This window comes from Leisingera sp. ABM4_103 (assembly GCF_056158685.1).
Genome location: NZ_JBSWTU010000004.1, coordinates 97,787 through 111,146, shown reverse-complemented (window position 1 = coordinate 111,146; position 13,360 = coordinate 97,787). Strand labels below are relative to the sequence as shown.

Genomic DNA, 13,360 nt, shown 5'->3' with positions numbered 1-13,360 from the left:
CGCGTTCTATGATCTAAGGATCATAGGTTTAATTTATGATCTAGGCAGCATATTCCTGATTTATGATCCGCAGGGCATATTGACGGAATATGATCCAATGATCATACTTGCCGGAAAAGGAGCCGCATCATGGATCAGATTGCCCGCACCACCCAGGACATCGGCACCGTGCTGCGCAATGCGCGCAAGGCGCAGGGGCTGACACAAGGCGAGCTGGCCGCCCGCGCAGGCGTCTGGCAGCGCACGGTGTCGAATATCGAGACCAGCAGTAGCGGTGCCAAGCTGGAGACGGTGTTTGATTTGCTGGCGGCGCTTGACCTGGAACTCCACATCGTGCCGCGCAGCAAGATGAAACCGGGCGACTTGGAGGATATCTTCTGATGGGGCGCAAGCGCACCTATACGCCGCTGGATGTTTACATGAACGGCCGCAAGGTGGGGCAGTTCTACCGCGGGCCGGACGGGGCGTTTGGCTTTGCCTATGCGGAGGAGTGGCTGGCGTGGGAGAACACGCTGCCGGTGTCGCGCTCCTTGCCGCTGCGCCGGGACCGCTATGCGGGGCCGCCGGTGATTGCGGTGTTCGACAACCTGCTGCCCGACGATGACGCCATCCGCCGCCGGGTGGCCGAACGGGTCGGGGCGGACGGGTTGGACGCCTACAGCCTGCTGGCGCGGATCGGGCGCGACTGCGTGGGGGCGCTGCAGTTCCTGCCGGAAGGCGAGCTGCCGCAGGACAGCGGCACATTGACGGGCACGCCGCTGAGCGACGGGGAGATTGCCGCGCTGCTGAGCGATCTGGGGCGGACGCCGCTGGGGATCCGGCGGGAGCGGGATTTCCGGATATCGGTGGCGGGCGCGCAGGAGAAGACCGCGCTGCTGTTTGATGGCGGTGAATGGATCGAACCCTCAGGCACCACGCCGACCACCCATATTCTGAAACCGGCGATTGGCACCTTGCCCAATGGCATGGACCTGACCGACAGCATCGAGAACGAGCATTTCTGCCTGCGGCTGATGGCGGGGTTCGGCCTGCCGGTGGCGCGGACGGAGATTGCGGAGTTTGCGGGCACCAAAGCCTTGGTGATCGAACGCTTTGACCGGCTGCGGACGCGCGACGGGCGGCTGTTGCGGCTGCCGCAGGAGGACTGCTGCCAGGCGCTGTCGGTGCCGCCGGCGCGCAAGTACCAGAACGAGGGCGGCCCCGGCATCGTCGAGATCTGCGGCCTGTTGCAGGGCAGTGACGAGCCGCTGCGCGACCGCGCGAATTTCTTCAAGGCGGCAGTATTGTTCTGGCTGATCGGCGCGACGGACGGCCATGCCAAGAACTTCAGCATCGCGCTGATGCCGGGCGGGCGCTTCTCGATGACGCCGCTGTATGACGTGCTGACGGTGCAGCCCTCGCTGGAGGCCGGGCAGTTGCAGGCCAAGGACATGAAGCTGGCGATGCGGGCGGGCAAGAACCGGCATTACCGGGTGTCGGACATAATGGGGCGGCACTTTGCCGAGACCGGGCTGGCGGCCGGATTTTCCCGCGCGCAGATCGCGGAGATCTTCCGCCAGATTGCCGCGCAGGGGGAGGCGGCCTTTGCCGCGGCGCTGGCGGAGATGCCGGAGGGGTTCCCCGACGCCTTGGCGGCGTCGGTGAAACGCGGGTTTGATCAGCGGCTGCCCCGGATGCTGAGCGCGCTGTGACCGGTTGCCGGCGGGCGGGCATCAAACGCCGCATGGCCAAAGGCGCGGCAGGTTCTGTAGCGTGAAACCGGCGGTTGACGCGGACAGTTGACAGGGGGGCCTGAAATCGGCTGCCGTTGACGGGGGCCAGAGGGCGGAACGCATGGCAGACACCGAACAGCAGGACGGCGGCCTGGCACTGACCGGGCTGACACAGCAGGAGGCCGAGGCCGCCCGCAGTAAATACGGCTGGAACGAGCTGCCGAGGGCCAAGCGGGCCGGGCCGCTGCGGGTGTTCCTGCGCCAGTTCAGCAATTTCCTGGTGGTGATCCTGATTGTGGCCGGGATCATCGCCTTCACCTTGGGCGAATACGCCGACACGCTGGCGATCGGGCTGGTGATCGCGCTGAATGGCGTGCTGGGGTTCGTGCAGGAATGGCGGGCGGAGACCGCGCTGGAGAGCCTGCGCAGCATGCTGTCGCCGCAGGCGCTGGTGCTGCGGGACGGGCGCGAGCGGATGATCGAGGCGCGGGAACTGGTGCCCGGCGATCTTGTCATTCTGGAGGCCGGCGCCCGGATCCCGGCAGATGCGACCCTGCAGGAAGCTGCCGGGCTGCGGGTGGATGAAAGCGCCCTGACCGGCGAGTCCGTGCCCATCGACAAGGCCCCCGGCGGGGAGTCCGCGGAGGTTTTTGCCGGAACCGTGGTAGCCGCGGGGCGGGCGCTGGCGGAGGTGACGGCCACCGGCGCGCATACCTCGTTCGGCAAAATCGCTTCGCTGACGGGATCGGTTGGCTTGAAGAAAACCAACCTCCAGGTGCAGTTGGGCCGCCTGGCCCGGCAGCTGGGGTTTGCCGCGCTGGCCATCGCCAGCGCCATTCTGGCGCTTGGGCTGTACATGGGGCGCGATACGGCGGAGATGTTCATGACCGGCCTGTCGCTGTCTGTGGCGATGGTGCCGGAAGGGCTGCCCGCGGTTGTCACCATCACCCTGGCGCTGGGGGCGGCGGCGATGGTGCGCCAGCAGGCGCTGGCCCGCCGTTTGCAGGCGGTGGAGACGCTGGGGGCGGCATCGGTGATCTGCACCGACAAGACCGGCACGCTAACGGAAAACAAGATGACGGTGACGCGGGTCTGGACGCTGGACCGGATCTATCAGGTCACGGGCACCGGCTATGACCCGGCCGGTCACATCGCCTTTGAGGGGGCTGTCATCGGTGCCCGGGACGATGCTGTTTTGGCGGAGGTTCTGGCGGCGGGGCTGACCTGCACCCACGCCAGCCTGCACCGCGAGGGCGATCACTGGGAGATGACCGGCGCCCCGACCGAGGGCGCGCTGGTCACCCTTGGCTACAAGGGATGGGCGGATCCGCCGCTGCCGGACGCTGTGGCGGCGGAAATCCCCTTCAGCAGCGAGCGCAAGCGGATGAGCGTGCTGGTGAAGACCAGCAGCGGGGCAAAGGTCTTTACCAAGGGCGCGCCGGAGCAGGTGCTGCGGATTTGCAGCCAGGTGATGACCCAGGACGGACCGCGCAGCCTGAGCGCCGGGGAGGCTGCGAGCATCACCGAAGCCTATGAAGCGATGGCGGGGGAGGGGCTGCGGGTGATCGGCCTTGCCGCCGGCGCGGCGGACGGCGGAACAATTGCCGAAGAGAACATGACCTTCCTGGGCCTGGCCGGGCTGATCGACCCTCCGCGGCCCGAGGTGCGGCCTGCGATTGATGCGGCCCGGTCTGCCGGAATCCGGGTCATCATGATCACCGGCGACAGCCCGCTGACCGCACAGGCCATCGCCGGCCAGCTGGGCCTGCCGCCCGCCAGGACGGTCACCGGCGATGAGCTGGAAGCGCTGGAAGACGAAGAACTGAGCCAGCTTCTGCAGGGGGAGGTGCTGTTTGCCCGTACCCGGCCTGCCCACAAGATGCGGATCGTGTCGGCGTTGCAGGCGCAGCATCAGATCGTGGCGATGACCGGGGACGGGGTGAATGACGCGCCGGCACTGAAAAAGGCCGACATTGGTGTTTCAATGGGGGTGCGGGGGACCGATGTGGCCAAGGATGCCTCTGACCTGGTGCTGCTGGACGACAATTTCGCCACCATCGTGCGGGCCATCGGCGAGGGGCGGCGGCAGTTCGGCAATGTGCGCAAGTTCGTGCGCTACCTGCTGTCGTCGAATGCAGGTGAAGTCATCGCCCTGCTGATCAACATCCTGATCGGCGGGCCGCTGATTTTCCTGGCGACCCAGATTTTGTGGATGAACCTGGTCACCGACGGGGTGACGGCGGTGGCGCTGGGGCTGGAGAAGGGCGAGCCGGACGAGATGGAGCACCCGCCGCGCAAGAAGGATACGCCGATCCTCGGGAAAGCCGGATTGCTGACCATTCTGGCCTTGGGTCTTTATACCGGGCTGGCGAGCCTGTGGCTGTTTCTGCATCTTCTGGATGGCAACGAGGACTTGGCCCGCACCGCGGCCTTTACCGCGATGGTGATTTTCGAGAAGGCCAGCGTCTTTGCCTTCCGCTCGCTGCATCTGCCGTGCTGGCGGATCGGCTTTTTCACCAACCCGTTCCTGCTGGCCGCGCTTGCGGTGACCATCGGGGCGCAGGTGGCGGCGGTGTACTGGCCGCCGCTGCAGGTGCTGCTGCACACGGTTCCGCTGAGCGGTGAGCACTGGATGCTGATCGGCCTGCTGGTGCTGCCCATCCTGCTGGTGCCCGAGATCCTGAAGACGCTGCGCTATTTCGCCAGCCGCCGACCAGGGGGAGGGCCGTCGCACAGGCGTGAATGATTGGGGCCTGAATGACCGGGCGCCTGATTGATCGGGATCATGGCGTCCGCCTGCAGACCTGATCTACTCATTGGCGCGGTATGCATGCCCGCCTGCCGCGATCCATTTGCCGGAGGCCCGCCATGCAACGCAGAACCTCTCTTTTCGTGCTCAGCAGAGACACCAGCGATGCGGCGGTCGCCGCCGCGGCCGGGGCTGCCCGGGATCAGGGTGCCTACCTGGCCTGCCTGCTGCTGGAGACCTTGCCTGCCCGGCCCTACTTCATGTCCGGCGCAACCGCCTTTGGCTCGGCGGCGATGCCGGCGGACTGGGTCGACCGGTTCGCGGAGTCGAAATCGGCCATAGAGGCCCGGGCCGCCGGAGTTAACGGGCTGCTGGCCCAGAGCCGGTGTGCCGGCGATGTTCACTATGCGGTATCTGCGGGAGCGGAAATCCGGCTGCTGTGCGCGCGGCGCGCAATGTCATGCGACATTGCCCAGTTCGCCGAGGCTGTAAGGGAGAAGGACGACGTTTTCCGGGAGGCGCTGCACGGTCTGTTGTTCCAGTCGCCGGTTCCGGTGATCGTGAACAGTTCTCCCTTTGCCAAGTACAACCGCATCTTTCTGGCGTGGAACAGCAGCCTTGCCGCCTCCCGCGCGGCCCATGCGGCGCTGCCCTGGATGCGCCGCGCGCAGGAGGTCGTGATCGGGTGCTTCGACCCGGATCTGACCGATGAGCGGGACGGGGAAGACCCTGGGACGGACGCCGCGGCATGGCTCAGCCACCACGGCTGCAATGTGACGGTGTCGCAATTCGCCAGCGGCGGGCGCGATGTTGGCCCCGCCATCCAGGACCGCGCCCGCGAGGCGGAAGCGGACTTGGTGGTGATGGGTGCGTATGGCCATTCCCGCCTGCGCGAGGCGGTGTTTGGCGGCACGACCCGGACGATGATCGAACAGACGGAGCTGCCGGTTCTGTTTGCCCACTGATCCGGCTGCGCCGCCTTTGCCAGGCTTGGAAAGCCGCCGCTTGACCTTGCTCAAAGCGGCAGGGCGGCGGCGCTGGTAATCTGCCACGGGGGTAAGGCGATGCATCCGGATGAATCCCAGCAGGCAGAAGTTGTGGCCTTTCTGAGGGGCCCGTCAGCTTATGGTTCTGACGCGCCCGTTGAAGTGGTCACAACGCATTCCGCGCATGTGTTTCTGACGGGCAGCCTAGCTTTCAAAATCAAACGGGCGGTGCGCTACAGCTATCTGGATTTCTCATCGCTGGACTCGCGCAAGGCCGTGCTGGAACGCGAGTTCGCCCTGAATGCCCCGGCAGCCCCCGGCATCTATGACGGGGTAATCGCGGTGACCCGCGAAGCGTCCGGGGAGCTGGCGCTGGACGGGGCCGGGGTTCCGGTCGAATACGCCTTGCGGATGCGCCGGTTCCCGCGGGAGGCGGAATTGAGCGCCATTGCCGCCGCGGGCGGGCTGACCAATGACCTGGCCGGGCGGCTTGGCAGCGCAGTTGCCGCCTATCACGCGGATGCGGAGCGGCGCGCTGAGGATGGCGCGGTCCTGATCAGGGAGATCATTGACGAGCTGCGGGAGGCGTTTGACGGCATGGAGCCGGTGCTGGGCCGCGGCAGGCTGGCGGCGTTCCTGGACAAGGCCGAGCAGGTCTATGCGCAGATTGCCCCGCGCCTTACGGAGCGCTCAGCCGCGGGATACGTGCGCAGGTGCCACGGCGATCTGCATCTGAGGAACCTTGTGCTGCTTGACGGCAGGCCGGTGCCCTTCGACGCGCTTGAATTCGATGAGCGGCTGGGCACGTGCGACGTTTTCTATGACTTTGGCTTTCTGCTCATGGATCTGCTGCACCGGGGCGCGGACAGGCAGGCGAACGTGGCCTTGAACAGCTATGTGCAGGGAGCCGCGGATTTTGGCGGGCTGGCGGCGCTGCCGCTGTTCATGAGCATCCGTGCGGCCATCCGGGCGATGGTCACGGTGCAGGGCATGGCGGGGCGCGAGTTTGATGCTGCCGCTGAGGAGGCTCGGAGTTATCTTGATCTGGCGCTGGCCTGCCTGGCACCGGTGCTGCCGCGGCTGGTGGCTGTCGGCGGTCCGTCGGGCACCGGCAAAACCACGATTGCGGCGCGTATTGCACCGTTGCTGCCACCGGTCCCCGGTGCGGTTCATCTGCGCAGCGATGTCGAGCGCAAGGCGCTGTTCGGTGCCGGCCCGCTGGAGCGGCTGCCGGCCGAAGGCTATCGCCCGGAAGTCACTGCGAAGGTTTACGCCCGGTTGCTGGACCTGGCGGAGCAGGCCATGCGGGCAGGGCACAGCGTCATCGCCGATGCGACCTTTCTGGAGGCAGATTACCGGGAGCAGGTCCGGGCGCTGGCTGTCCGGCTGGGGGTTCCGTTCGACGGGATCTGGCTGCATGGCGATGCAGCCACGCTGGAACGGCGTATCGCCGCCCGCACCAATGATGCGTCTGATGCGGACGCGGATGTTCTGCACGCGCAGCTGAAACGCACCGTCTCGCCCGCGGATTGGACGCGGATCGCCTGCGGCGGCACCGCGGATGAGGCTGCCGGGCTGGTGCAGGCTGCCCTTAACCCGGACTGAACCGGGCAGGCGGCTGTGCGGCGGGAGGCGTGCCGCGGGGGCGGATAACTTCAATCAATGCAGACCAAAGGCCGCGCGCGTAACCTTGAGCAACGACTGAGGAGGAACACGATGTACAAGAATGTCCTTGTGCCCATCGCACCGGACCACGGCGCCAACACTGCCGCTGCAATGGAGGCGGCCCGGCTGCTGGCAGGCAGCGACGGCAAGATTACCGCGCTGACCGTCGCAGAAGCCATTCCCGGCTATGTGGTGCAGCAATTGCCGGAGGGCCTGCTGGAACATACCCATGACGAGATGCTGGCATCGCTCAAGGCGGACCTTGGCGGGGTGAAAAACGTCAAGGCGGAAGTGGTGACTGGCCATGCCGGGCGCACGATTGTCGATTATGCCGATGCGCGCGGAGCGGATTGCATCGTCATCGCATCGCACCGGCCCGGGCTGCAGGATTATTTCCTCGGCTCGACGGCAGCGCGGGTGGTGCGTCACGCACAGTGCACCGTGGTTGTGATCCGCTAGCTGTCGTGCGCCACTGACCGCCGGAACAGCAGGAGGCTGGTAGCCAGAAGCACCGCGCCCAGCAGCGCCATCCACAGGAACTCCGGCCACACGGTTTCAAAGCCTGCGCCCTTGAAGACGATGGCCTGGCTTGCGGACATGTAATGGCGCGACGGCAGGATGACGGTGGCGGCCTGCAGCCATCCGGGCTGGCTTTCCACCGGGGTCTCGCCGCCGGACAGCATCAGCATCGGCAGGACAGTCAGCATCACCAGCAACGCAAACTGGGCCATTGAACGCGCCACGGTTGCCAGAAATACCCCCAGCGCCGTTGCGGTGAACAGAAACAGCGCCGTGCCGCCGAGGAACAGTGTTTTGGACCCAGCGATGCTGATGTCGAGGAAGCCCTGCATGACAAAGGCCAGCGAGAGCGCCGCTGCAAAAAGCACCACCGCGGCGTTTGCCCAGATCTTAGCCACCGCAATGTCAAAGGGTGACAGCGGCATCGCGAGCAGGTGCTCGATCGTGCCGTGCTCGCGTTCGCGGATCATCGCGGCGCCGGTGAGGATCGTGGTCAGCCACATGATTTGGCCGATCAGCGCGTTGATGCCGGCGAAGCGCACGGTGTCGCGGTTCGGGTTGAAGGCGCTGCGGATGATGATGCCGAGGGTCTGAGGCTCAGCCAGATCCGCGCCGATGGCAAAGCGGCGGATCTCGGAGCTGAGGATGCTGGTGATGTAATGGACACCGATGCCGGCCTGTTCCATCGCAGTCGCGTCGATCAGCACCTGGATTTCCGGCGAACGCCCGGCGCGGACGTCCTTTTCGAACCCGGGCGGAACGGCGACCACGAACAGGAACCTCCCGGCATCCATCTGGGCAGCGCCGGTTCCCGGTTCGATTTGGACAACAGGCTGGAATTCCGGAGGAAAGAAGGCTTCGGCCAGCGTCCGGGACAGCGGAGAGTCGTCCTCGTCGGCAAAGGCGATGGAGGCATTGTTGACCGAGGTGGCCACGCCTGTGGCCTCCATCACCGGCGACAGGGTGAAGGACCAGACCAGGAGCGCCATCATCACCCAGTCGCGGCGCAGGCTCATCATCTCCTTGAGGCCCAGCCAGAATATGCAGGAGAGCCGTTGCATTTACTTCTCCTGCGCCCGGAGCGAGAGCGCGGCCAGCAGCGTGAAGACCGGCCCGAAGCAGGCCAGCGCCAGGATGTCCGGCAGCAGCGCCTCCCAGCCCAGCCCCTTGGTGAAGGCGCCGACGTTCAGGTGCAGAAAATAGGACGAGGGCCAGAGCGAGCCGATGGTCTGAGCGCCGCCTTCCAGCGTCGAGACCGGCTGCAACAGGCCTGAGAACTGGATCGTCGGCACCACCGACGCAATGGTTGTTGCAAAGGTCGCGGCCACCTGGCTGGAGGTCATCGTTGCAATCAGCATACCGTAGGAGGTGGTGGCCCACACATAAAGAAGCGCGCCGATAGCCAAGGGCACGGGGTCGCCCTTGAGCGGGACCCCGAAGACCGCGATGATCATCGCGGTGAGCAGCAGGAAGTTCGCATAGGCGACGGCGATATAGGGGATCTGCTTGCCGATCAGGAATTCGAGCCGGGTCGTCGGGGTCACGTAGAAATTCGTGACCGATCCCAGCTCCTTTTCCCGCGCGACGCTGACTGCCATCAGCACCGCGGGCAGCATGATCAGCAGGATCGCGGGCATCGCCGGAGCCATGGCGGCGATGCTCTCAAAGCTTTGATTGTAGCGGAACCGCGGCTCTATCCGGGCGGTTTCGGCCTCGCGGGCACCGCTGGCGGCGGCCTGGGCGTTTAGAAAGGTTTGATGCAGCCCGGCGGCATAGCTCTCAACCGTTTCGCCCTTGAAGGGAATGGCGCCGTCCACAACCGCCAGAACCTCGGCCGGTTCGCCAGCGCGCAGCTTGCGGCCGAAATCGGGCGGCAGTTCTACGACCAGCGAGACCTCGCCCGAGACCAGGCGGCTGCGGCCTTCGGCTGCGCTGGCCAGCGGCGGGGTTGGCCTGAAATACCTCGATCCGGAAATTTCAGATAGATAAGCGCGGCTTTCGGGGGTCTGCGACAGATCCAGGGCCGCAAAGTCCAGTTCCTCAATATCGAGCGTGATCCCGAAGCAGAACACCAGCATCAGGATGATCGAGCCTAGGAAGGCAAAGGCGAGGCGCACGCGGTCGCGCAGTACTTCGACCGTTTCACGCCGCGCATAGGCCAGCGCGCGGGAGAGGCCGCCGCCCGCACTGCGGCTTCCGGCTCCGGTGACGGTTTCCGGTGCGGCCACCGGGGCAGGGGGGTCTGCGGCTTTGAGGATGGAAATGAACGCCTCCTCCAGGCTGCCTGCCGCCTCGGAGGCCATCAATTGCCTTGGCGTTCCCTCCGCCAGAACCTTGCCTGCGTGCATGAAGGAGACCCGGTCGCAGCGTTCTGCTTCGCCCATGAAATGGGTGGAGACAAAGATCGTCACGCCCTCGTCGCGGGAAAGTTCGAGCAGCAGTGCCCAGAACATGTCGCGCGCCTCCGGGTCCACGCCGGAGGTCGGCTCGTCCAGGATCAGCACGCGCGGGCGGTGGATCACGGCAACCGCCAGCGACAGCCGCTGCTTGATGCCAAGCGGCAGGGCGGCGGCCAGGGTGGTGCTGTGTTCCGTCAGGCCGAACCGCTGGATCAGTTCGCCGACCCGGGCCTCCCGGTCCGCGATCCCGAAGATGCGGGCATGGAGATGCAGGTTCTGATCGACGGTCAGTTCGCCATAGAGCGAGAAGGCCTGGCTCATGTAGCCGATCTCGCGGCGCATCGGGCGGTTGCGGGCATCCACCGGTTTGCCGAACAGCTGCGCTTCGCCGGAACTGATGGGCAAAAGGCCGGTCAGCATCTTCATGGTTGTGGATTTGCCGCAGCCGTTGGAGCCCAGAAAGCCGAAGATCTCGCCCCGCCCGATCGTGAAGTCGACGCGGTCGACGGCAACGAAATCGCCAAAGCGGCGTGTCAGCCCGCGGGCGGTGATGACCGGGTCCGTGCTGGTCCGGTGAGAGGGTGTTTCGTCCTGAACGGGGTGCGGACGGCCGCCTGCCCGCAGCTGCCGGTAGGCGGTTTCCAGATCAGGGGCCGCGCCTTTCAATTCGTCGGGAGGGCCTTGGAACAGAGCGCGCCCGGCGTCCATGGCGACGATCCAGTCAAAGCTCTGGGCCTCTTCCATATAGGCTGTGGAGACCAGCACGGAGAGGCCAGGGCTTTGCGCGCGGATGGCGTTGATCAGTGCCCAGAACTGGCGGCGCGACAGCGGATCGACGCCTGTGGTCGGCTCGTCCAGAACCAGCAGCTTGGGGTCATGGATCAGGGCGCAGCAAAGCCCCAGCTTCTGTTTCATGCCGCCCGACAGCCTGCCCATCAGCCGGTCTTCAAAAGGGGCGAGTCCGGCTGCGGACAACAGCGCCGCGATCCGGGATTCGCGTTCCTCTGGCCCTTGCCCGAAGAGCCGTGAGAAGAATTCCAGGTTTTCGCGCACGGACAGTTCCGGATAGAGGTTGCGGCCGAGGCCCTGCGGCATGAAGGCGATCGCAGAGCATATGCGGCGCCGGTGCGCTGGGTCGCTGATAGGCCCGCCAAGCACATCTATCGAGCCTTTCTGCAGCTTCTTGGCACCGGTGATCAGGCCCAGAAGGGTCGACTTGCCGACCCCGTCCGGCCCGATGAATCCGGCGAGCCGGCCCGGAGGCAGATCCAGCGAAAGCGCGTCCAGCGCGGTATGCTTGCGGTAGCGGTGCGTGACCTCCGCGACGCGGATTGCGGGGATGCCAGCCCCGGCCGTCATTCGAACAGCTCAGGCGGGATGCGGCGTTCCAGTGCTTCGGGCCATGGGTTATCCGGGTCCAGCCGGATGACGGCGATACCGCGCAGGCCGGTCTTCACATGTTCGATCCGTGCCTCGACCAGATTCTGCGGGATGCGGACGCGGACACGGAAGACCAGCTGCTCCCGTTCGCTCAGCGTCTCCACCTGCTTGGGGGTGAACTGGGCCTCGGGAGAAACAAATGTGACGGTTGCGGGGATGGCATAGTCCGGCAAGGCGTCGAGCACGATGCGGGCTTCGGCGCCGATCGGCAGGAGGCCTGCCTCGCGTGCGGGCAGGAACACATCCATATAGATGTTTTCGAGGCTGAGCATCGTCAGGATCGGCCCGCCTGCGCCGACGACTTCGCCCGGCTCCGCCAGCCGGTAGAGCACGCGGCCCGGCATCGGTGCGGTGAGAGTGCTGTCTTCGATCTGCGCGGCAATCCGGCGGACCTCTGCCTCCGCCGCCGCGATCCCGGCGTCTGCCGTCGCGACCCGCGCCCGCGCAGCCCCCAGCACAGCCTCGGCGACCTGATGCGCGGTATCGCGTTCCTCAAAGACCGTCTCGGAGATGTTGTGCCCGGCCAGCAAGGCGGTCGCACGCTCCAGCTCATGTTCGGCGCGGAGGTGTTCGCTCTGGCGCTGGACCACCAGCGCCTCCGCTTCGGCCTTGGTCTGGCGCGCCAAGGCGGCTTCGGCTTTTGCACGGTCATACGCGGCGGAAAGCTCGTCGGTGTCCATTACCACCAGCACGTCGCCTGATGCGGCCAGGCTGCCTTCGGCGGCAAGAACCTGCGCCACCCTGCCGGCCCTGGCGGGTGCAATCTCCACCTGTTCGGCCTCGATCCGGCCATTTCCCTGCACGAAGCCGTCCGGCAAGTCCCCGCTGTCATCTGAAACGAACAAGTACATTGCGGCGGCCACTAGCAGGACGGCTGCTGCGGCAAATACCGCGCCTGTCTTCCTTTGCATGGCCAAGCACCCGGTCATTTACATCATTTGACAAGCGTATTCGGATCAGCGGCGGTTTGCTTTGCTCTGAATCAAGACGGTGCCAATTGGCAGCGGCGGTCGCAGGAGCCTTCTGCCTTAGCCGGTGCTGAACACCGCAACTCCGTGCGACCTGAAACATACCGGATTGGCCAAAGGCGGTCGCTTTGCTGGAGCGCCCCTTCTTTATGCCGCCTTCGGTTCGGCGCGTGACCGCTCAGCACGTCAGGCCATGCCGGAGGCTGCTTGCAGGTCCTGCGGCCTGCCATATAACGCGCGCCATGCCTGCTAAGATTTTTTCGATGGAGGCGCGGGAGGATGGCGGTGCCCGGCTCGCGCTCAACTACAAGCACGCCGGGCGCAGCGGCATCCAGCGCATTTCCTGTGATCTGCCGCAGGCGGGCCTATTGCAGCTGGTGCTTTTCGCGGAAGCCCTTAGCCTGCGTATGCGCTTCGGGCATCCGGTTGCTTCGGATGTGTCAATTGATGGGCTGGTGATGGCGTATGATCCAGCGCAGCAGGACATCCATGTCGAGCGGCAGGCGGGTTATTCCAGGCAGACGGCGCGCATGCCGGTTGAGGTGTTTCACTCCGAAATGGCGGGAATGGCTGACGTCTGCATTGGCCGGGCAGAGGCGTCAAAGCACGGGCCAGCCCTGAAGCACCTGCTGGCGGAATGCCCAGCACCATCCGAGCTTGAAGGCCGGTTTGGGCAGGATGCGGCAGATCTGGCCATGCATCAGCTTCGGGAAATTGCATTGCTGCTGCTGGCGCAGGACGCTTCCGCCCGAGGGTCCGCGCTGGCCCGTAAACTGCGCGGGAAGAAATCGCAGGATCAAGCCCGGGAGGCGGTAAGCGGTCTTGTGCGGGAGCTTGCCGCTGAACTCGTTCCGGTTTCCGTATCAACCTGAACGGCCTTGGCTGCCGGCTTTTCAGCGTTGCTTGCGGGGCGCCCCTGCCG

At 65.7% G+C, this 13,360-nt stretch carries 10 protein-coding genes; 7 read left to right on the top strand and 3 right to left on the bottom strand.

All coding sequences use genetic code 11. From position 1 onward, the window contains the following. Positions 1-129: 129 nt before the first annotated feature. From ACXAED_RS01385 to ACXAED_RS01360, 6 genes are all read left to right on the top strand, one after another. Complete coding sequence (locus ACXAED_RS01385) at positions 130-381, top strand: helix-turn-helix domain-containing protein (RefSeq protein ID WP_475046291.1); 252 nt, start codon at positions 130-132, stop codon at positions 379-381. After that, complete coding sequence (locus tag ACXAED_RS01380; protein WP_475046290.1) at positions 381-1,691, top strand: type II toxin-antitoxin system HipA family toxin; 1,311 nt, start codon at positions 381-383, stop codon at positions 1,689-1,691. The genes ACXAED_RS01385 and ACXAED_RS01380 overlap by 1 nt, the downstream gene beginning before the upstream one ends. 142 nt (positions 1,692-1,833) lie before the next feature. Continuing rightward, the gene (locus ACXAED_RS01375) at positions 1,834-4,458 is read left to right on the top strand and encodes a cation-translocating P-type ATPase (protein ID WP_475046288.1); all 2,625 of its coding nucleotides are present in this window, start codon (positions 1,834-1,836) and stop codon (positions 4,456-4,458) included. A 122-nt stretch (positions 4,459-4,580) separates the two neighbouring features. Next, positions 4,581-5,426, top strand: coding sequence for a universal stress protein (locus tag ACXAED_RS01370; protein WP_475046286.1), 846 nt, complete (start codon positions 4,581-4,583; stop codon positions 5,424-5,426). A 249-nt stretch (positions 5,427-5,675) separates the two neighbouring features. Then, on the top strand, positions 5,676-7,052 hold the full coding sequence (locus ACXAED_RS01365; RefSeq protein ID WP_475046285.1) for a bifunctional aminoglycoside phosphotransferase/ATP-binding protein: 1,377 nt from the start codon (positions 5,676-5,678) through the stop codon (positions 7,050-7,052). Positions 7,053-7,163: 111 nt separating this feature from the next. After that, complete coding sequence (locus tag ACXAED_RS01360) at positions 7,164-7,571, top strand: universal stress protein (protein WP_475046284.1); 408 nt, start codon at positions 7,164-7,166, stop codon at positions 7,569-7,571. Here ACXAED_RS01360 and ACXAED_RS01355 read toward each other — a convergent pair. Genes ACXAED_RS01355 through ACXAED_RS01345 form a run of 3 tightly spaced genes read right to left on the bottom strand, consistent with a single transcriptional unit; the run spans position 7,568 to position 12,381 of the window. Continuing rightward, positions 7,568-8,692, bottom strand: coding sequence for an ABC transporter permease (locus ACXAED_RS01355; RefSeq protein ID WP_475046282.1), 1,125 nt, complete (start codon positions 8,690-8,692; stop codon positions 7,568-7,570). The genes ACXAED_RS01360 and ACXAED_RS01355 overlap by 4 nt on opposite strands. Next, the gene (gene rbbA / locus ACXAED_RS01350; RefSeq protein WP_475046281.1) at positions 8,693-11,389 is read right to left on the bottom strand and encodes a ribosome-associated ATPase/putative transporter RbbA; all 2,697 of its coding nucleotides are present in this window, start codon (positions 11,387-11,389) and stop codon (positions 8,693-8,695) included. It abuts the gene before it with no gap. Continuing rightward, positions 11,386-12,381, bottom strand: a complete 996-nt coding sequence (locus ACXAED_RS01345) for an HlyD family secretion protein (protein WP_475046280.1) — start codon at positions 12,379-12,381, stop codon at positions 11,386-11,388. The genes rbbA and ACXAED_RS01345 overlap by 4 nt, the downstream gene beginning before the upstream one ends. Before the next feature lie 185 nt (positions 12,382-12,566). Between ACXAED_RS01345 and ACXAED_RS01340 the strand changes: the two genes are divergently transcribed. Continuing rightward, positions 12,567-13,310, top strand: coding sequence for a hypothetical protein (locus tag ACXAED_RS01340; RefSeq protein ID WP_475046279.1), 744 nt, complete (start codon positions 12,567-12,569; stop codon positions 13,308-13,310). Positions 13,311-13,360: the final 50 nt, after the last annotated feature.

Bases quoted from the DNA above. Each gene is read 5' to 3' on its own strand.
- ACXAED_RS01385 (WP_475046291.1), top strand. From the start codon at position 130: ATGGATCAGATTGCCCGCACCACCCAGGACATCGGCACCGTGCTGCGC.
- ACXAED_RS01380 (WP_475046290.1), top strand. From the start codon at position 381: ATGGGGCGCAAGCGCACCTATACGCCGCTGGATGTTTACATGAACGGC.
- ACXAED_RS01375 (WP_475046288.1), top strand. From the start codon at position 1,834: ATGGCAGACACCGAACAGCAGGACGGCGGCCTGGCACTGACCGGGCTG.
- ACXAED_RS01370 (WP_475046286.1), top strand. From the start codon at position 4,581: ATGCAACGCAGAACCTCTCTTTTCGTGCTCAGCAGAGACACCAGCGAT.
- ACXAED_RS01360 (WP_475046284.1), top strand. From the start codon at position 7,164: ATGTACAAGAATGTCCTTGTGCCCATCGCACCGGACCACGGCGCCAAC.
- ACXAED_RS01355 (WP_475046282.1), bottom strand. From the start codon at position 8,692: ATGCAACGGCTCTCCTGCATATTCTGGCTGGGCCTCAAGGAGATGATG.
- rbbA (WP_475046281.1), bottom strand. From the start codon at position 11,389: ATGACGGCCGGGGCTGGCATCCCCGCAATCCGCGTCGCGGAGGTCACG.
- ACXAED_RS01345 (WP_475046280.1), bottom strand. From the start codon at position 12,381: ATGCAAAGGAAGACAGGCGCGGTATTTGCCGCAGCAGCCGTCCTGCTA.